The organism is Sorangium sp. So ce302, from assembly GCF_051530145.1.
GTDB classification, from domain to species: Bacteria; Myxococcota_A; Polyangia; order Polyangiales; family Polyangiaceae; genus Sorangium; species Sorangium cellulosum_B.
In genome coordinates this window covers 6,412,821-6,431,498 of the sequence record NZ_CP150326.1, presented here as the reverse complement: position 1 = coordinate 6,431,498, position 18,678 = coordinate 6,412,821, and the positions used below count along the sequence as shown (strand labels likewise).

17 protein-coding genes are annotated in these 18,678 nt (G+C 71.9%); 6 read left to right on the top strand and 11 right to left on the bottom strand.

Going from position 1 to position 18,678, the window contains the following annotated elements; all coding sequences use genetic code 11:
- Window positions 1-58: 58 nt before the first annotated feature.
- Together WME73_RS24235 and WME73_RS24230 are read left to right on the top strand one after the other, a co-directional pair.
- Complete coding sequence (locus WME73_RS24235) at window positions 59-781, top strand: DUF2914 domain-containing protein (protein ID WP_437747750.1); 723 nt, start codon at window positions 59-61, stop codon at window positions 779-781.
- 18 nt (window positions 782-799) lie between these two features.
- On the top strand, window positions 800-1,588 hold the full coding sequence (locus WME73_RS24230; protein WP_437917427.1) for a hypothetical protein: 789 nt from the start codon (window positions 800-802) through the stop codon (window positions 1,586-1,588).
- A gap of 55 nt (window positions 1,589-1,643) precedes the next feature.
- Here the strand turns inward: WME73_RS24230 and WME73_RS24225 are convergent, their stop codons facing one another.
- From WME73_RS24225 to WME73_RS24200, 6 genes are all read right to left on the bottom strand, one after another.
- A complete protein-coding gene (locus WME73_RS24225) occupies window positions 1,644-2,681 on the bottom strand; it encodes a hypothetical protein (protein WP_437747749.1) in 1,038 nt (345 codons plus the stop codon).
- A complete protein-coding gene (locus WME73_RS24220) occupies window positions 2,681-3,712 on the bottom strand; it encodes a hypothetical protein (RefSeq protein WP_437917202.1) in 1,032 nt (343 codons plus the stop codon). Before WME73_RS24220 ends, WME73_RS24225 begins: the two co-directional genes overlap by 1 nt.
- The gene (locus WME73_RS24215) at window positions 3,709-5,136 is read right to left on the bottom strand and encodes a serine/threonine-protein kinase (RefSeq protein WP_437873636.1); all 1,428 of its coding nucleotides are present in this window, start codon (window positions 5,134-5,136) and stop codon (window positions 3,709-3,711) included. The genes WME73_RS24220 and WME73_RS24215 overlap by 4 nt, the downstream gene beginning before the upstream one ends.
- Window positions 5,137-5,376: 240 nt before the next feature.
- Entirely contained in the window at window positions 5,377-6,234 is an 858-nt protein-coding gene (locus WME73_RS24210; RefSeq protein ID WP_437917201.1) for a 1-acyl-sn-glycerol-3-phosphate acyltransferase, read from the bottom strand.
- 238 nt (window positions 6,235-6,472) lie between these two features.
- The gene (locus WME73_RS24205) at window positions 6,473-7,321 is read right to left on the bottom strand and encodes a formylglycine-generating enzyme family protein (protein WP_437917200.1); all 849 of its coding nucleotides are present in this window, start codon (window positions 7,319-7,321) and stop codon (window positions 6,473-6,475) included.
- A gap of 381 nt (window positions 7,322-7,702) precedes the next feature.
- A complete protein-coding gene (locus tag WME73_RS24200; protein ID WP_437917199.1) occupies window positions 7,703-9,118 on the bottom strand; it encodes a hypothetical protein in 1,416 nt (471 codons plus the stop codon).
- Between the two features lie 130 nt (window positions 9,119-9,248).
- Here WME73_RS24200 and WME73_RS24195 point away from each other — a divergent pair, with 130 nt between their 5' ends.
- The gene (locus tag WME73_RS24195; protein WP_437747743.1) at window positions 9,249-10,100 is read left to right on the top strand and encodes an MBL fold metallo-hydrolase; all 852 of its coding nucleotides are present in this window, start codon (window positions 9,249-9,251) and stop codon (window positions 10,098-10,100) included.
- Window positions 10,101-10,139: 39 nt separating this feature from the next.
- On the opposite strand, the gene WME73_RS24190 is transcribed toward WME73_RS24195, so the two are convergent.
- Window positions 10,140-10,859: a DUF192 domain-containing protein gene (locus WME73_RS24190; RefSeq protein WP_437747742.1), complete on the bottom strand. Its 720-nt coding sequence runs from the start codon at window positions 10,857-10,859 to the stop codon at window positions 10,140-10,142.
- 66 nt (window positions 10,860-10,925) lie between these two features.
- Between WME73_RS24190 and WME73_RS24185 the strand changes: the two genes are divergently transcribed.
- Entirely contained in the window at window positions 10,926-11,723 is a 798-nt protein-coding gene (locus WME73_RS24185) for a peptidylprolyl isomerase (protein ID WP_437747741.1), read from the top strand.
- A gap of 76 nt (window positions 11,724-11,799) precedes the next feature.
- On the opposite strand, the gene WME73_RS24180 is transcribed toward WME73_RS24185, so the two are convergent.
- Complete coding sequence (locus WME73_RS24180) at window positions 11,800-12,780, bottom strand: lamin tail domain-containing protein (RefSeq protein WP_437917198.1); 981 nt, start codon at window positions 12,778-12,780, stop codon at window positions 11,800-11,802.
- A 145-nt stretch (window positions 12,781-12,925) separates the two neighbouring features.
- Between WME73_RS24180 and WME73_RS24175 the strand changes: the two genes are divergently transcribed.
- Complete coding sequence (locus WME73_RS24175) at window positions 12,926-13,477, top strand: hypothetical protein (protein WP_437917197.1); 552 nt, start codon at window positions 12,926-12,928, stop codon at window positions 13,475-13,477.
- On the top strand, window positions 13,468-15,135 hold the full coding sequence (locus tag WME73_RS24170) for a putative metal-binding motif-containing protein (RefSeq protein WP_437747738.1): 1,668 nt from the start codon (window positions 13,468-13,470) through the stop codon (window positions 15,133-15,135). Before WME73_RS24175 ends, WME73_RS24170 begins: the two co-directional genes overlap by 10 nt.
- Window positions 15,136-15,201: 66 nt before the next feature.
- Here WME73_RS24170 and WME73_RS24165 read toward each other — a convergent pair whose 3' ends face one another.
- From WME73_RS24165 to WME73_RS24155, 3 genes are all read right to left on the bottom strand, one after another.
- Window positions 15,202-16,188, bottom strand: a complete 987-nt coding sequence (locus WME73_RS24165) for a hydroxymethylglutaryl-CoA lyase (RefSeq protein ID WP_437747737.1) — start codon at window positions 16,186-16,188, stop codon at window positions 15,202-15,204.
- A 32-nt stretch (window positions 16,189-16,220) separates the two neighbouring features.
- Window positions 16,221-17,660: an amidophosphoribosyltransferase gene (gene purF / locus WME73_RS24160; protein WP_437747736.1), complete on the bottom strand. Its 1,440-nt coding sequence runs from the start codon at window positions 17,658-17,660 to the stop codon at window positions 16,221-16,223.
- Between the two features lie 257 nt (window positions 17,661-17,917).
- On the bottom strand, window positions 17,918-18,604 hold the full coding sequence (locus WME73_RS24155) for a hypothetical protein (protein WP_437917196.1): 687 nt from the start codon (window positions 18,602-18,604) through the stop codon (window positions 17,918-17,920).
- Between the last annotated feature and the right edge of the window lie 74 nt (window positions 18,605-18,678).

Genomic DNA, 18,678 nt, shown 5'->3' with positions numbered 1-18,678 from the left:
CTCCGCTGAATCGTGGCACCTCGTCGGTGTGGACACCCGGGGAACGACACGGAAAACCATGGTCCTGGCGCTCGTCGCCGCTGCTCTCGGCGGGGCGGGGCTCGGTTGCAGCGATCCGAGCGAGGCGATCGCGCGGATCTCCCGGGAAGAGCTTCCCGCGCTGAGCCGCGCGGCGGAGGGGAGGCCGGGCGGCGGGTCCGAGGGGCAGGCGAGCGCGGCGGCGGCGGGCGAGGCGCGATCGGACGCGGCGGTGCCGATCCGGGCCGCCGTGAGCGGCGCTGCCGCGGACGAGGGCCGCAGCGACGCCGACCGCCTCGACGCGGCGGACGCGTCGCCCGCCCGCGGCCCGGCGCGGGAGCGTCGCCGCAGGTCGGGGTCGGCTCAGGAGGCGCGCACCGCCGCGGGCGCGGCGCAGGGTGGCGTGGGAGAGGGCGCCGCTCGGGCGCCCGAACTCCAGGTGATGCGGCTCGTCGTCTCGAAGGGCATCGCCGGCCGCGAGCCGATCGAGCCGGCGACCTCGTTCGCGAGCGCGGAGATCGACCGCCTCTACGCGTTCGTCGAGCTCTCGAACAAGGACCAGGCCACCTCGGAGATCAGCGTCGCCTTCACGCCGCCCGATGGCAGCGCGCCGCTGCGCATCCCCCTCGCGGTCGGCGCGCAGCGGCGCTTCCGTACGTGGGCTGCCACGAGGAAGGCGCGCGCGGCGGGGCTCTGGTCGGTGACGGTCAGCGACGCGGCGGGCAAGGAGCTCGCGCGCGCCTCGTTCACGATCACGAAGTAGGAGGCGCCCGTGGCTCGCATGTTGTGCTCGCGCTCCTCCGCTCTCCAGGGCGCTCGCCGCGCCGCCGTCATCGCCCTCGCGCTCGCTGCGGGAGGCTGCGTCTCCCGGGCCGCGCCGGCGCCCGAGCCTGTCGGGACGCCACGCCCGCCGGCGACCGCCCCCGCCCCCGGCGCGCAGGTAGGGTGGTTCGGCTTCTGGGTCCCCGACGGTCCCACGGCCCGGGTGCTCTCGCTGCACGTCCAGGAGAGCGACGAGGACGAGCCCCCCGACGCCGAGCCGCCCGCGCGCGCTCCGGCGCCCGGCGCGACGCCGGCGGAGGCCGACGAGGAGCGCCGCTACGTGGTCCTGCCTGGCGTCGAGCTCGCGCCCGTCGTGGAGCAGAAGGTCGCGGAGATCGCGTCCGCCTACTTCCGGCGGACCGGAAAGGAGCTCGTGGTCACGAGCGGCACGCGGGATCCCGCGCGGCAGGCCGAGGCGATGCACGAGCTCTTCCGGCACGGCGCCGATGTCCTCGGCCTCTACAAGGACAAGACGGCGGCGCGCGAGATCAAGAGCGCCTACGAGGAGGGGCGCTCGGCCGAGCACCCGCCGGAGGCCATGATCGCCGCCCTCGAGCGGGTGATCCGCGCCCAGATCGATCGCGGCGTGTTCATCTCGGCGCACCTCCGGGAGGGCGCCGTCGACATCCGGAACCGGGACATGACACCCGCGGAGAAGCGCGCCTTCCTCGAGGGGGTCGACGAGGTCGGGGGCGTGTTCGCGCTCGAGGAGTCGCGGCCGCCCCACTACCACCTGCAGATCGATTGAGCCCAGGAGGACCCAGCGGTCCGCGCAAGGCGACCGCCAGGCCGGCGGCTGCGCGTCACTCGTCGTTGAAGCGGACGATCTGTCCCGAACCGGAGTTCGTCCAGTAGACGCCCGTCCCGTCCGCGGCGATGCCCGTCGGGCCCTCTTGATTCGCCGCGATCTCTTGCGGACCGCCGGCGCCGTCCTTGCGGAGCCGGTAGACGCTCTTTGCCTCCTGGACGGTGATGTAAAGGTAGTCCCCATACGTCGCGATCCCGGCGGGAGGGCTCGGCAGCTCTTTGTCGAGGAGGAGCACTGCGGCGTCTCCGTCCGCTCCGCTCCGCGGAAACCGCATGACGTTGTTCCCGTGGAGCCAGTAGAGGTTGGCCTCATCCAGCACGAGCAGCCCCGGCGGTTCGAGCTCCGAGAAGAGCTCCTTCTTGGGGGCATCACCGCTGATATCGATGACCGAGAGCGTCTTGTTCTTGGGATCGGTCCAGTAGACGAGGGAGCCGTCGATCACGACGTAGAGCGGCTCGCCGCCCTCCGTCAGATTCGTTCGACTGCCGCCTTGCTTGGACACCGAGGTGATGCGGTTGGCGTTCGGCCGAGCGCTGTAGACGTTGTCGGTGCTCAGCGCGATCGCGCTTGCGGCGCCGCAGCTACCCCACAGCATCTCCCCGCCAGCGGCGGGAATCGGTGCTGCTTTCGGTAGCTTCAGCAGCTTGTCTCGGGTATCCCCCGCGTCGGGGTCGCAGTCGCCTTGGAAGGCGGCGTCGGTGCTCGACCAGTAGACGTGAGTCGCGTCCAGCGCGATCGCGTCGGGCACCTCGTTGGAAGGCCCGAGCAGATCGATGACCGCCCAGTCATCCTTGATCTGCCTCCGGAGCGCGCCGCCCGTGAAGCTCCCCTGACTCCCGTCATTCCCCCTGTTGATCCAGTAGATCGCCTCCTCGTCGAGCGCGATGGCGCGAGGGTCCGCCTGGTTTTCGGCGATCGTCATCAGCTGGATCACCTGGCGATCCTCGAGCCCCGCGATCTCGGCGCAGCCGTTGAGGCCCGGCGCGAGCGCGGCGAGCGCCAGCGTCACGGCAGAGCACTTCGAGCTTCGCATCACCAATGGCCTCCGAGCACCACGGTCCCCCCGTCCGAAGCGACGCTGGGCGCGACCCACACGCGCTCGACCGTGGCAGCCTGCTCCGGCGAACGAGGGGACATCAGCACCATCGCGAGGCCGGCCCCGAGGCACACAAGCCCGGCGCCGACCGCGATGTTCGAGACCATCGCGGTCGTCCGGGCGCTCTCGTTCGCCTCGACGTCCGCGTGGCTGCAGCGGAAGCTGCCGCTGCACCCCTCCTCGACATCCCCCGCTTTCCGTATCGTCAGCACCCCGAACACCGCCCCCACGCCGATCCCGGCGATCCCGACGCCGCCTGCGACGAAGCCGAGCGCGCGCATCGGGTTGCCGGTCGCCTCGGGCTTCGCGGCCTCCGGACGGGCAGGCGGCGGGGCAGGGGGAGCCGCCTTCGCCCCCTGAACGGCGACGTCCGCGAGCGGCGGGATGGTCACCCGCGTCGTGCTGGGCCCGGGGTCGAGCGTCACCCGCTGCGACCAGGGCTGCTTGCCCGGCGCCTTGGCCTCGACCGTCGCCGTGCCCGGATCCACGGGGATGCCCGAGCCCGTGGCCGCGGTGGCGCTCAGCTCCTTGCCGTTCAGCGTGATCGTCATCGCAGGAGCCGCCTGCGTCGCCTGCGCCGCGTCCAGGACGAGACGCGTCAGCCTGGCCTCCAGCTCGGACGCGCGCTTGGCCGCGAACTGGGCGCGATCCTGCTGCCCGGCGCTCGCCGCGAGCGAGGACGCCTCCGTGAACTCGGCCCATGCGCTGGCCGTCTTGCCCTCCTTCTCGTGGCAGACCGCCAGGTTCAGTAGCGTCCCGACCGTGGGATCCACGCGCTGGCTCTCTGCGAGCTTCGGGCAGGCCTCCTGGAGCTTGCCCTCGTCCATGAGCTTCTTGCCGTCCTGGAACAGCCCCTCGGCGAGCGCCTTGTCCGCCGCGGTCGGCTGCGCCAGGAGCGGTGAGGTCAGGCTGGTCCCGCAGAGCAGCGCGAGCCATGCGCCCGCGTGTCGCGCTCGTAACGATCTCAATGGCGGCTCCTCAGCATCTCGTCCTCGCTGGTCGACCTCGGCGGTCTCGGCGGGTGGCCCGGCTTGAGCGGCGCTCCGGAGGCGGTCGCCTTCGGGCGCGCGTCGGCCGCAGCGCTGCCCGTGGGAGCCGCGCTCGGCGCAGGGACCGGCGGCGCCGCCGGGCTCGACGCCTCGGTCGTGGCGCTGGCGGTCGCGGCCGGAGCGCCCGGCGCTGCAGCGGGGGACTCGGGCCCGAGCGCGTCGACCGCGGCGCGCTCGGGCTGTTGTGACACGGCGGCGCTCGGCGCCTGCGACGCCACGCGCACGCTCGCGACCAGCCACACGCCCGCCCCGGCCGCGCTGGTCAGCAACGCGGCCACGCCGGCGGCGACGAGCAGCCTGCGCCGCGAGCGGCGCCGGTTGCTCGTGTGCGACCATGACGCGCCGGACAGCCTGTCGCTGTCCTCGGCCGCCCTCGAGTTGAGCAACGTCTGTCCGGCCGGCGACGCCGCGCCGATCGCGCTCTGGATGCGCGAGGTCGAGAGCTTCGCGAAGCTCGACCCGAGCGGCTCGAGGGCCTGCGCGAGCTTGCCGACGTTGGCGTACCGCTCGCTCACGTCGCGCTCCAGGCAGCGCGAGACGATCCGCTCCAGCGTGGCCGGCGCGTCGCTGCGCTTGTCGCGGAGCCGCGGCACCGGCTGGTGCAGGATGTTCGCCATCACCGCGGCGACCGTCTCGCCCTGGAATGGCGGCTCGCCCGTCACCAGCGTGTAGAGCAGCACACCGAACGACCAGACGTCGGCGCGCCCGTCGACGGTCCTCGGCGCCATCATCTGCTCGGGCGACATGTACCCGGGCGAGCCCATCACCTGCTTCGTCGACGTGAGCCCCGGCTCCGCGGGCGAGTCGAGGCCTTGCCCCTTCGAGATGCCGAAATCGAGGACCTTGATGTGCCGTGTGCCGTCCGCGTGCTCGGCGAGGAACAGATTCGAAGGCTTGATGTCCCGGTGGACGACGCCGGCCGCGTGCGCCTCGGCCACGGCCTCGAGCGCCTGCAGTACGTAATCGACAGCGTCCTGGATGGACAGCGGACCGTGGGTATCGATGACCTGCTGGAGATCGAGCCCGGTCAAGAACTCCATCACCATGAAGGGCACGCCGGTCTCGGTGGTGCCGACGTCGAACACGCGCGCGACGTGCTCGCCCGACAGGCGCGCCGCCGTCCGCGCCTCCCGCAGGAAGCGCGTGACGGCCTCCTGGTTCGCGAGGGCGTCCTGGCGCAGGATCTTGATGGCGACCTTCTGGTCGAGATCCTCGTTGCGCGCCGCCAGCACGACGCCCATTCCGCCGATGGCCACGACCCGCTCGACGCGGTACTTGGCTGCGATGAGCTCTCCCGGCTGGGCCAGCGGTGCGAGGAGCTGCGCGGTGCGGTCGGGGGTCACGGCTGGCGTTCAAGCCTACATGAACGGACTCGGTTTTCCGAGCGCCGCGCGAGGCCCAGCGCCCTTTGTCGCGCGTCCGCTGGTTTTGGAGCGCCGCGCGCCGCCCGCTCGGGCCATGGGCGCGCTCCGGACGTCACTGCACGCCACGGCGCCGCCATTCTCCTGCGGTTCGCCTGTCAACCACGCCGCCCATCAACCGCGCGGCCCATCAACCGCGCGGCCCATCAACCGCGCGGCCCATCAACCACGCGGGAAGAGACCGTGCCTGCCCGCCGCGCGGAGCTCGTCCAGCCCGGCCTCCATGCGCTCGACGATCCGCGCGAATGCGCGCTCGACCTCGTCCGGGTCGCTCGCGGCCTCTCTCGGGAGCCCCAGGTGCAGCGGGCGGAGCACCCTCGTGTGGATCTTCACCGGCAGGGGCACATGGGGGATCGGGATGCCGGCGATGAGCCCCCACGGCAAGGCGAGGCCGAGCGGCGCGACGTTCGAGCGCGCGAGCTCGGGGAGGCGGAGCCACCTGGCCAGCCTGCTCCCATCCGTGGCGATGTAGAGGGACTGGTGCGCCCCCACGCTCACGATCGGCACGATCGGCACGCCCTCGCGGATGGCGAGCCGGACGAAGCCGCGGCGCCGGCCGAAGCGGATCGTGTACTGCGCCGAGGTGGGCTTGCACGCGTCGAGATCGCCGCCGGGGAAGACCAGGACCGCCGCGCCCCGGGCGAGCGCTCGCCGCCCGTTCTCCGGGCTCGCGGCGATGGCGCCGCAGGCGTTGAGCCAGGCGCCGGCCTTCGGGACGTTGAACGGGAGATCGTGCATCAGCCCGTAGGACAGCCGCGAGGGCCCATAAAGGCGCCAGAACGCCGTCATGTGGCAGTACATATCGGGCATTCCCGTCATCGCGTTGTGATTGCTCACGGCGAGGAAGGGGCCGTCGGGCAGCTGCTCTTCGAGCTCTGTCTCGCAGCGGAAGTAGTCGTCGTAGAGGAAGCCGAGCAGCGGGAGCACCCGGGCGATGAACGCCGGGTCGCGCGCGTCGAGATCGTCCGGGCGGGCGCGCCCGCGGCCCTTGAGCGCGAACGCCCCGATCGCGTCCTTCACGAGGTCAAGGCTGGGGCGAGGCTCTCTCGGTAAGGTCAGCACCGTTCACGGTGCCCTAGCGTGCGGCCGAACCGAGGGGAAGCGGTTCGTTCAGGACACCTGCCGCGAGGCCTCGGCGCGGGTTCGCGTCCGTCACCCGCGCCGCGCCGCCTGCGGTCGCGCCGAACGCCCGCTGCGCGCCGCGCCCTCGAGCCGCGCGCGTGTGGGCCGGAGGGCCGGATCGTCGCCGCCGGCTCGCTCACTCGACGTCACGGCAGCACCGGAAGCCGGTCTCGTAGTAGCGGAACCCGTCCCCGTGCGCCGGGTTCGTGGAGCCGCACCGCGGCTTCGCGCCGCCGAAGCAGCCGGACCAGTAACAGCCCTTGAGGACGTGAGGATACTCGTTGACGTGGTATCGGGTGCGCACCACCCACTCCTCGACGTTCCCCGTCATGTCGTGGACGCCGAACGGGCTCGCGCACCCGGGTCGCGAGCCGCTCGGCTCGGCCTGGTACAGCGCCTGGACCTCGGCCAGCGCCTCGTCGGAAGGCCAGGAGCCGAGCGCGCCCTCGTCGGGCGCTCTCCACGTCTTGCTGTCGTTGCAGCGCTCCGCTTCGTGGGTGTTCCCGTACGGATAGACGAACGCCTCGGGGCCCTGGCACGCCGTGTCCCACTCGTCCTCGGTGCAGAGGCGCTTTCCGCGCTCCTCGCACCAGGCGCGCGCCGAGACGGCGCTCTCCATGACGAGCGGCAGGGCGCCCTCCACGTTCGGCGCCTCGAAGCGATCGATGCAGTATCCCTGGACCTCGGCCATGTCGGGCGGGCAGGGCGCCGGGGGCGTCGTGTCGAGAGGGAAGTCCTGCTCGTCGGTTCCGTCGCTGCCTCCCCCGCCGCCGCCTTCTCCGGGGCCCCCGCCGTCTCCCGCGCCGCTGCCTCCGCCCGATGTCACGGACGCCGACGAGGAGGACGACGCCGCCGCCGCGCCCCCGCCGCCTGGGGCGTCGTCCATGCCGGCGCCGAGACCGCCGTCGCAGGCAGCGCTGAAGAACGCCACGAGCCCTAGCTGCGAGGTGAGCCGAGCGGCGAGAGGGAGAGCTCCAGAGCGCATTGCGGGCTCCTCATCGGACAACGTGTCAGAGCGGCCGTCGCGCGTCGAGCGTGCGCCGCGCTTCCCGTGCTCCGCGCCGTGGTTCATCGCGTCAGATCGTCCTCGACATCGACATTCGTCCTCCGCCTTCCTCCCTCATCGATCCTCGTGGCGCTCGGACGGAGTTCACCCGCAGAGGGCGGCAACGCGCGACAGCGGTGCTCGGACGCGTCAGCGCCGGGAAAAAGCATATCAACCGTCGAGCCGCGAGCGGGGTACCTTGAACGCCAGGAAGAGAAAATTCCACGGCTTGTTCGCTTCGTTGGTGCCGTACCGATCTCTCCTCCCGGGATTCGGGTTCTCGGTTCCGGGTCGCGGGACCCGGCGCGGCCGAGCGACGCGCTAGAAGCGGAGCTTACATCGGAGGATCGCGCTCGGTGTGACACGCGCGGCGGTCAGCCGGCTCGCGCGCGCGTCGACGCGGACCTGGACCGCCACCGAGCCCGCGAGCGCGCGGCCCACCAGGTCGCGCGCGAGCAGCCCTACGGCGCCGGTCAGGTGCGACATCGCGGCAGAGCCAGCCAGGAGCGAGCATGGGATGGATCCAGATAGATCCATCCCGATCGCGGCGTCCGCGCCGTTGCGCTCGACGGTGCCCGTTCCTTTGAGCTTCAGCGCGCCGGCGGCGACCTCCACGCCGCTCAGCGCGACGCGCTGGCGGTCCGCAGAGAGGCGCGCGTCCGCCTTGACGGTCGTGGTGTTGCCGAAGAGGAGCCCGTCGAGCTCCTTGGGGTGGGGCAGGGTGAAGCCCTTGACCGTGAGCGCGATCGGCCCTTCGAGCGGCGCTTTGGACAGGGCGGTCCGGTCCGCCCCATCCGCGAGCCGCAGCGCGAGCGTTCCGGCGACGACCATCGTCGAGGCGCCGACGTCGACGCCGAGGAGCGCGCCCACGGTGGAGAGCGGCGTCGGCGCGAGCTCGATCGAGGCGCTCGGCGAGGGGCGCGGCCGGAGCTCGGCCCTGAGCGGCGCCGAGACGAGGTCCTCGCCGCCGAGGCCCAGGGTGATCGACGCTGCGCCGATGGACCAGGCGATGTCGGTGCGCGCGATCTCCTTGCCGGCGACGAGCACGCGAGCCTGCTTCAGGACGCCGAGCTCCGGCCGCGGCGCGCCGGGCGGCGCGGCGGCGCCCTCGACCGGGGCGGCCGCGCGCCGCTCGAGGGCGCCGTCGGCCAGCGCGAGCACCTCCGGTCCGCCTTCGTGATCCCGGAGACCCAGGCGGACGCGGCCCGTGGTGAGCGGCAGCGCCGCCGCGCGCGGGCCGTACTGCGCGACCCACGCAGGCAGATCCTCCAGGGCGTCGGTCCCCACGAGGGTGAGCTCGACGCCTTCCGTCGCGATCCGCGCGGGCGAGAGACCGCGCAGCTCGATTGTGGCGCGCGCGACCGTGCCCGAGATCCCGCGCACCCCGAGGAGAGAGAAGCGGCCGTCGCGCAGGCCGATCGAGCCGAGATCGACGTCGATCTTCCCGGGATCGAGCGCGACGCCGCGCGCGCGGGCCTCGGCGATGATGCGCCGGCGGAGCGCGGGAGGACCGAGCACGACGAGCGCGGCGACGGCGGCCGCGACGACGGCGACGACCACGAGCGCCGCGATCAGGGCGCGGCGGCGCCGCTTGCCGCGCGCGCCTGGCGGCGCGCCGCCGCTCTCGCCGGGGGCGCGCGGCGCACCGTTCTCGCCCGGGGCGCGCGGCGCGGCGAGCGGCGCCTCCGCGTCGGTGTCGGGGGAAGAGGCAGAAGCGGGGCGAGGGGAGGGCGCCACGAAGTGGGATCCCTGTAGCGTCGTTCGAGCGCCGTCGCGAGCGCTTCGCGCGGCTCGGCGCGCTTGCAGCCGAGCCCTCGCCTGCGCTACGGGTCACAGAGCCGCCTGTAGTCCGGTCCCGGAGCCCGGTATGAAGATCACCATCATCGCGAGCGGGAGCGGAGGCAACGCCACGCTGTTCGCTTCCCGCGGCACGCGGGTCCTCGTGGACGCGGGCGTCGGGCCGCGGGTGCTCGAGCAGTGCCTCTCGGCGGCGGCCGCGGGCGGCGCGGACGGCAGGCTGCTGCCCGACGCGATCGTGATCACACACGCGCACGCCGACCACGTCGGCGTGGCCGCCAGGTACAACAAGAAGCACAAGATCCCGATCTACGCCTCGGAGGCGACTGCACGCGCGGCGGAGCTCGGCGATCCAGAGCGCGTCCGGGCCTTCTCGTCGCGCGAGCCGTTCGCGGTTGGCGCGCTCACCTTCTCGCCGAGGCCGCTGCCGCACGACGCGGCGCAGGTCGCGCTCGTCGTCGACGACGGCGCGCGGCGGGCCGCGCTCGTGACGGATCTCGGCGAGGTCCCTCCGGGGCTCCTGGAGCACGTCGCCGGCTGCGATGTGGTGATGCTCGAGTCGAACTACGACGCGGGGTTGCTCGAGGCCGGCCCGTACCCGCAGCACCTCAAGCGCAGGATCCGCTCGGCGCGGGGCCACCTGTCGAACGCGCAGGCGTGCGAGCTGCTCGCGGCGCTGCCCGGGGGCACGCACACGGTCGCGCTGATGCACCTCTCCGAGGCCAACAACCGCCCCGAGCTCGCGCTCGACGCCGCCCGTGACGCGCTCGTCGGCCGGCGCACGCGCCTCGTCGCCGCGCCGCCTCGGGGGCCGCTCGTCCTCGACGCGGCGGCGCCGCCGGCCCCTCCGTCCGGCGCGGCGCGCTCGTCGCTCGGGCCGCCGGCTCCCCCGCGCCAGCTCGGTCTGTTCACGGGGATATGAAACGACGCTCCGGTCGAGGCGCCGCCGCTCGGGCGCGCGTCAGATCCCCTCGAGCCGCACCTTCTGGCCCGCGACGACGCCGTGGCGCCGCGCCCAGCCGGCGTTCAGCTCGAGGACGTACGTCGACGGACATCCGACGTCGAAGGTCGAGTCGTTGAGCGTCGGGGTGTTCTCCTCGATACCGACGATCGTACCGTCGCTGTCGATGAACAGCATGTCGAGCGGGATGCACGTGTTGTGCATCCAGAACGAGTGATTGTTCCGCTGCTGGAAGACGAAGATCATCCCGCGGTTCTCCGCCATGCTCGTCCTGTACATGAGGCCGCGGGAGCGCTCTTGCTCTCTCCTGGCGATCTCGACGGTGACATCGGGGGCCTTGGCCTCGAGGAAGGTCACCTTGCCGGTCGCGAGCTGGAACGGGCCGGTCGGGTCCTCGGGGCACGCCGGATCCGGGCCGGTGAGCTTTGGAGACGGCCGCTCCGGCATCGACGGCGTCGGCTGGATGCAGCGGCCGGCGTCCCGCTCCCCGGTCGAGGCGGGCGGCGTCCCGGTCGAGGCGGGCGGCGCAACGTCGCCCACGTTGCTGCTGGGCGTGAGCGGGAGCGGCTCGTCGACGCGGCGCTCGCACGCGCCAAGGGCGATCCCGAGCAGCAGCGCGCCCAGGGCGGGAACGAGCGAGGCGAGCGCGGCGGGAATGGCCAGCGAGGCGGACGTGGTGGACGTGAACGGACGGGTCGCGAGGGCGCAGCGCGAGCTCATGCCGCTTCCTACCACGGCGACGCTCGTCCTTGACCGCTGGACCGCGACGCGGGAAATCGTCGCACGATGAACGCTCGAACCCTCGCCATTCAGTCCCTCGCCACCCTCGCCACGCTCTCGGCCCTCGCGGGATGTTCGAAGACCCCCGAGCCCACGGCCGAAGAAGCGCCGAAGCCGAAGACCACGCCTGCGTCGACGGGGCTGGCCGGAGGCAAGGCGGAGACGGCAGAGAAGGAGCGCCCTCAGCCGCAGAAGCGCAAGGTCACCGCGAAGCCGGTCGCCGAGGTCAAGCCCAGCGAGGACGACCCGGTCAAGGGCAAGTGGACGCTCGACGACGCCACCAAGGGGCTCCCGCCGGGGAAGACGTTGACCGCGTCGATCGAGACCGATCTCGGCACGCTGTCCTGCAAGCTGCTGGACGACAAGGCCCCGATCACCGTCGCCAATTTCGTCGGCCTGGCGCGAGGGATCAGGCCCTGGAAGACGCCGGAGGGGACGTGGGAAAAGAAGCCCGCTTACGACGGCACCATCTTCCACCGCATCATCAAGGGATTCATGATCCAGGGCGGCGACGCGAAGAAGAACGGCACCGGCGAGGCCGGTTACGTCATCCCCGACGAGGTCTGGGAGGACGGCAGCCACGATCGCGCAGGGCTCCTGTGCATGGCGAACCGCGGCAAGAACACGAACTCCGCGCAGTTCTTCATCACCGACGCGGCGGCGTTCCACCTCGACAACGGCTACACCATCTTCGGTGAGTGCGGGCCCGAGGAGCTCGTCCACAAGCTGGCCGGCGTCGAGGTCAAGGGCGAACGCCCGGTCACCCCGCCGGTCATCAAGAAGGTGACGATCACCCGGCAGTGATCGGTCCGAGGCGCCCCGCGCCGAGCCCGGGCTCCCGCCGCCCCGCGGCGAGGAGCCGAGCTCGGAGCGGGCGCGCTCACGGGCAGTCGTTCTCTTCGCCGGGCGTCGGCGTGGACGCCACGGTGAAGCTGACGTCGAGCCACTCGCTCGTCTCGTCGTGCCCGCTGATGCCGTTGCCTTCGGTCAAGAGCTCGCCGGACTCGAGATCGCTACAGCGGACCATGCTCGCCCCGCTGCCGGCGGCCGCGGCCGGCCGCTGGCTGCCGCGCGCGGTGTCATCGGCATAACCGGTCTTGCCTGTCTTGTACACCATCGCCGAGTTCCCCAGCTCCTCGCCCCAGATGACGTAATCGACGTCCTTGAGCGGGCTGCGCTCCGTGCCGTCCCACTCGAAGAGAATCACCATCTCTCCGCCGTCGGTGAGCAGCGCGCCGGATTGCGCTCCGAGGGCGCCGTTCGTGGGCGCGATCATGGGCGGCACGTCCGCCCCCTCGCAGGGGATGGGCGTCTCGTCCAGGGCGAAGTCGGCGCACCGCTGGTACTCGAGCTCGAAGCCGTCATCGCTCGCCAGCACGAGGCGGGCGCCCGCCGCGATCATGGTCCCGGGGGGGAACTGGACGAGGAAGTCCGTCCCTGCGCTGCCTGTCGGCGCGAAGGCGGTACCCGTGGTGATGGCATAATAAACGCTGTTGTCCGAAAGGTAGTAGTTGGTGAGGTCGATCTCGGCCTCGGTCGGGTTCCAGATCTCGATGAACTCGCCCGCTCCAGGTCTGACGGCGACCTCCGAGATCAGCAGGTGGCCGGCGGGCTCACCGGGGACCACGCCGCCGCCGCCGCCGTCTCCACCGCCAGCGCCGCCAGCGCCGCCAGCGCCGCCTTCACCGCCCCCGCCGGCCTCACCGCCGCCGCCGCCTTCGCCGGAGCTGCTCGAGGTGGTGCTGGAGGAGCTCGCTCCACCTCCTCCCGTCTCGTCATCGCCGCCGCACGCCATGAGGGGGGCGAGCGCCAGAGGGGGGGCTGCGAGGAGTGCGATGGTGAGCAGGTTGCGCGTGTGCATTGTTGAGAGATACATCAGAGCGCCGGCCAACAGGCAAGTGGGATTGCAGCCTGGGGGAAACGATCCACCGCTCGTCGTGGCGTCAGGACACTGCCATCGCTGCCAAATGCATGGCGGGCGCGCGAGGAATCGATAGCATGGCGACATGCGACGGTGCTCCTCGCTCCTCCTGACACTCCTCTGCGTTCTGCTCCCTGGGCTCGGTCTCGCTGTCGGTTGCGGCCAGACAGTCATCGTGGACGATCCGTCCGCAGACGGCGGGGGCGGCGGCGAAGCCGGCGCTCCGCCCGTCCCGACCGGCGGGGGAGGCGGCTCGGACCCGGGGAGGGATCCGCTCGAAGAGTACGAAGACCCCGGCTGTCCCGACACCGGGCCGCCGATCACCGATTTCGCGTGCGATCCGTACGATCAGTCGAGCGACTTTTGCGCCCCGGGAGAGGGGTGCTTCATCTACGTGCAGTATCCGGACGAGCCGTGCGGGCAGGAGATTTACGGCGCTTACTGCGCGCCGGCCGGTCCAGGCGGACAGGGCGATCCGTGCAGCGGCGGCAGCCAGTGCGGCGCCGGGTTCGCCTGCGTGGTGACCGGCTCGGGCACCCAGTGCGTCGAGCTCTGCGCGCTCAGCGGCGACGACAACTGCGATCCGGGGTTCGTGTGCGAGCCGATCGACGTCGCGGGGATGGGCGGATGTCTGTGACGACGTACGCCCTGGGTCGGCGCGCGCGCCGGAAGGCGGCGCTGGCGGCGGCCCTTCTCGGGACGGTTCTTGGCGGCGGGTCGCTCTCAGGAGGGTGCGGGGCGCGGACGGGGCTGAACATCCCGCCGCCCGCGCCGGAGTGCGAGGTGGACGCCGACTGTCCCGGCATCGAGGACCTCTGCAAGCCTGTGTTCTGCCAGCTCTTCGAGGCGGGGCAGCCCGACGGCGGCGCGGCGCCCTCGTCCGAGGGCGCGGCCCCGCGGCGCGGCGGGGAGTGCGTCGCGCTGGAGCCGGTGGAGTGTGACGACAGCGATCCCTGCACCAAGGACACGTGCGAGAGCGCGACCGGAGCGTGCGTCTACGGGCCGTCGACGCTCGACATCGACGGCGACGGCTTCCGCGCGGCGCTGCCCGGCACGATCCCTGGCGAGCCGCTCGCGTGCGGCGACGACTGCGACGACGCGAGCGCCGCGGCCTTCCCTGGGGGGATCGAGATCTGCGACGGCGTCGACAACGACTGCGACGGCACGGTCGACAACGGGGCGCGCTTCGTGCCGCTCGACACCGACGCGACCCGCATCTCGGGCGACATCGCGCCGGCCGGCTCTGGCGGGCTCGCCTGGAGCGGGGCGTCGTACGCGTCGCTCTACACCGGGACCACGCAGGGCTTCAACGTGTACCGCTCGATGATCAGCGTCGACGGTCAGCCGCTCGCGCCGGGCGAGGAGATCATCACGCCGAAGAACGGCGACGCCTCCGGCGGGCCGATCGTGTGGGTCGGCGATCGGTACGGCGCCGCCTGGCAGGACCGGCGCGACGGCGACTACGAGGTGTACTTCTCCCTCCTCGACGAGGACGGCCAGAAGGTGGAGGGCGGGGATCGGCGGCTCTCGAAGGCGCCCGGCTTCTCCGTCAACGTGACGCTCACCTGGAACGACGCCGAGTTCATCCCCGTCTGGCAGGACGAGCGCAACGGCCTCTTCGATCTGTTCGCGCAGCGCATCGACATCGACGGCAACCCGATCGGCGACAACGTCCAGCTCACGGAGGCGTCGAACGGCTTCGGCAACGAGGCGCCCTCCGCGGCGGCCGGCCAGGGCGGCATCGGGGTCGCGTGGTCCACGGGCGACGCGGCCACGCACTTCATCCAGTTCCGGACGTTCACCGCCGAGCTCGATCCGCGCTCGGAGATCGTCACGCTGACGACCGGCGAGACCGACGCGGTCTATCCGACGGTGGTCTGGAACCGCGATCGCTACGTCATCGCGTGGTTCGACAAGTCGGCGAGCCTCAAGGCCATCTACGCGGCGGCGGTCTCGGAGGACGGCGAGCTCCTCGCGCCGCCCACGCCCATCTCGGACCCTGGGCCCTTCCGCTCCAGGTACCCGTTCCTGCGCCCGCTCGGCGATCGGCTGCTCGCGATCTACTCGGACGACCGCGATCAGAACGACGGCTACGAGCTCTACGCGGTCACGGTCAACGCGGATCTCGCGCCGATCAGCGCGGAGCAGCGGCTCACCTTCGCGCCCCGCGACAGCATCAGCCCGGTCGCGACGTTCGGGCCGGAGGGCGACGTGGGCATCCTCTTCCGCGACGATCGCGAGGGCGGCGAGCACCACGTCTTCTTCACGCGCCTCGGGTGCATCGCGGGCGATTGACGGCGGCCTCGCGGGCCGGGCGCGCCGCGTCGGTCGACGCCGGCCCGGCGCCCCGCTGGGCCGCGCTCAGTCCCGGGTCGGCTGGCGGCGCAGCCGGAACGGGCCGGCGCGGTGGACCTTGCCCGGGAGCGGGCGGCCGATGACCTGCTCGGCGACGTTCCCCGCCTCGATCACCTTGTCGAGATCGACGCCAGTCCGGACGCCCATCCCGTGGAGCATGAACACGAGGTCCTCCGTCGCCATGTTGCCCGCCGCGCCCGGCGCGTAGGGACAGCCGCCGACGCCCGCCACCGACGCGTCGAAGTCGCGCACCCCGAGCTCCAGGCCGACCAGGATGTTCGCGAGCGCCGTGCCGCGCGTGTCGTGCAGGTGCAGCGCGAACCGCTCGGGCGGCATCGCGTCGAGGAAGCGGCGGACGATGTCGTGCGTCTGCCGCGGGGTGCCGACGCCGATCGTGTCGCCGAGGGAGACCTGGTAGCAGCCGAGGTCGATGAGCCGCTCCGCGATGCGCACGACCCGGGCAGGGTCGACGTCGCCCTCGTACGGGCAGCCCCACACGGTCGAGACGTAGGCGCGCACGGCGAGGCCCGCCTCGCGCGCCGGAGGGACGATCTCCGAGAACACCGAGAGGGTGTCGTCGATCGACTTGTTGATGTTGGCGCGGTTGTGCGCCTCGCTCGCGCTCAGGAAGACGGCGATCTCGCGCAGGCCCACCGCCAGCGCGCGCTCGAGGCCGCGCGCGTTCGGGCACAGGGCGCTGAAGGTCACGCCCCGCTCCGCCGGGAGCGTCCGCGCGAGCTCCTCGGCGTCGGCGAGCTGCGGCACCCACTTCGGCGAGACGAAGCTCGTGATCTCGATCCTGCGGAGACCGGCGCCGACGAGCGCCGCGATGAGCCGCCGCTTGCCCTCGATCGGGATCATCGCCGCCTCGTTCTGGAGCCCGTCCCGCGGGCTCACCTCGTAGATCGAGACCTCGTCGGCGACGCGGGCGAAGAGCGGCGCCGAGGCGGCGGCGCGATCCGCGCTCTCGTGATCGGCGGTCCCCTCGGTCATCGGAGGACCCTCGGCGCCGGAGCGGGGCAGCGTCAACCGCTCACCATCCGTAGCTGCCGGTTCGGCGCGGCCGGCGTGAAGGCGATCGGGTAGCTACCGGAGAAGCACGCGTGGCAGTAGCTCTCCGCCGACGGCCGCGCGCCCGAGGCATCCCCGGCGCGCGCCTCGAGAGACCGCACGCTCTCGACCAGGCCCTCCAGCGAGAGGTACCCGACGCTGTCGGCCGTCAGGTAGCTGGAGATCTCGTCCACCGAGTGGCTCGAGGCGATGAGCTCCGACCGCGTAGGCGTGTCGATCCCGTAGTAGCAGGGCCATCGCGTGGGCGGGCTCGAGATGCGGACGTGCACCTCGCGCGCGCCGGCGTCGCGGATCATCTTGACGATCTTCCGGCTCGTCGTCCCGCGGACGATCGAGTCGTCGATGACGACGACCCGCTTGCCCTCGATCACCGCCCGGTTCGGGTTGAGCTTGAGCCGGACGCCGAAGTGCCGGATCGACTGCTGCGGCTCGATGAACGTGCGGCCGACGTAGTGGCTGCGGATGAGCCCCATCTCGAAGGGGGCTCGCGCGCGGTCGGCGAAGCCGATCGCCGCCGGCACGCCCGAGTCGGGCACGGGGATCACGACGAGATCGTCGCCGGGCTCGACCGGCTGCTCGGCGGCGAGGCGCCGGCCGAACGCCTTGCGGACCTCGTAGACGCTCACGCCCTGGATGGTCGAGTCGGGCCGGGCGAAGTAGACGTGCTCGAAGATGCAGAGCTTGCGCTGCTCCTGCGCGAAGGGGAACTCGGAGCGCACGCCGTCGGCGCTGATGATCAGCATCTCGCCCGGCGCGATGTCGCGCACCTTGCGCGCGCCGATGAGGTCGAACGCCGTCGACTCGCTCGCGACCACGTGGGCGACGCCGCTGCTGCTCGCCATCTCGCCCAGGCAGAGCGGCCGGATCGCGCGCGGGTCGCGCACGGCGATGAGCTCGCGCTCGGTCAGGAAGAGCAGCGAGTACGCGCCCTCCACCTGCGTGAGCGCCTCCGCGATGCGGTCGCGCAGCTCTTCCTTCCTGCTCATCGCGATGAGGTGGACGATCGACTCGGTGTCGCTCGCGGTCTGGTAGATCGAGCCGCGCGCCTCGAGCCGATCGCGCAGGGCCTCATGGTTCGTGAGGTTGCCGTTGTGCGCGACCGCCAGCGAGCCGCGCGCGTAGTCGACCCCGAGCGGCTGCGCGTTCTTGAGGTGCGAGCCGCCCGCGGTGGAGTAGCGGACGTGGCCGATGGCGCGATCGCCCGGCAGCGTCGCGAGATCGGTCGGAGAGAAGCCGGACTGCACCCGCCCCATGGCGCGGTGGCCGAAGAGGCGCTCCCCGTCGCTGCTGACGATCCCCGCGGATTCCTGCCCTCGATGCTGGAGCGCGTGCAACCCGAGGTAGGCCATGTTGGCCGCCTCGGGGTGGCCAAAGATTCCGAACACACCGCACATGCCGCCTATCTAGTACGAAAACGGTGCATGACCCACCGTCATGGCGATCTGTCGTCGATGATGAGGCGGCCGAGCGCCGGCGCAGGATGGAAGTGGACGCTGGTACGAGATCGGAGCGCAGGCAGGCCTCGAGGCCGCTCCTGCTGAAATGTAAGGCGGCTAACGAACGTCCGACGGGCACGGCGATGAGGCTTCGCCGGATTCCGTCGTGCCCCGCTGCTGGACCGGCGCCTCGCGCGTCGTCCAGGCGGCTCCCGTCATTTCGGGATGTTCCAGAGTTTCTCGATGATCTTGGTCTCCATGGCGTCGCCGTGACACGTGCCGCACTCCATGTCCTCCTTGTTCGCCCGAGAAAGCTTGTGTTCGTACTCCTCCTCCATGAACGCCTGCAGGGCCTTCTTGTCCTTGCGGTTCAGGACGTGCTCGTTCCCGGCGTGGCAGCTGTCGCAGAAGAGGGTTCCGCCGCTCTCGCTGCGGAGCGGCGCCACGAAGTTGCGCCACATCTCGCGGGCGACCTTCATGTTCCGCGTCTCTTTCTTGAAGTCGCCCTCGACGTGGCAGCCCTCGCAGGTGTCGTAGCCGAGCGCCTTCTGGAGCAGCGGCATCACCTTCTTCTTCTGCCCCGCCGGGAGCTTCTCGAGCTCGGGGATCTTCTTGAGGTTGATCCCGATCTTCTTCAGATCCGCCTCGAACTTGGTCGCCTGGATCGGCGTCGACTTGGCGGGAGCCTCGTGCTCCTCCTCGTGCTCGTGCGCCTCCGCGGCCTTCTCCGGCTTCGCCGGCTTCGCGCCCTCGGCGTCGGCGGTCGCCTTGCCCTCGTCCGGGCTCGACTCGCCGTCGAAGTCGTTCTTGTCGGCCGCCGTCTCGGGCGGCGGCGTGCTGGAGCCACAGGCTCCTGCGAAGGCGCCCATCCAGAGCGCGAGGGCGAGCGCTGCGTGCTTCATTCTGGCTGCCATAGTCCTCCAAGGAACGTTGAGTTCGAGCCGAACGGCCGCCCCCCGTGCGGCAGGCCGCGCCG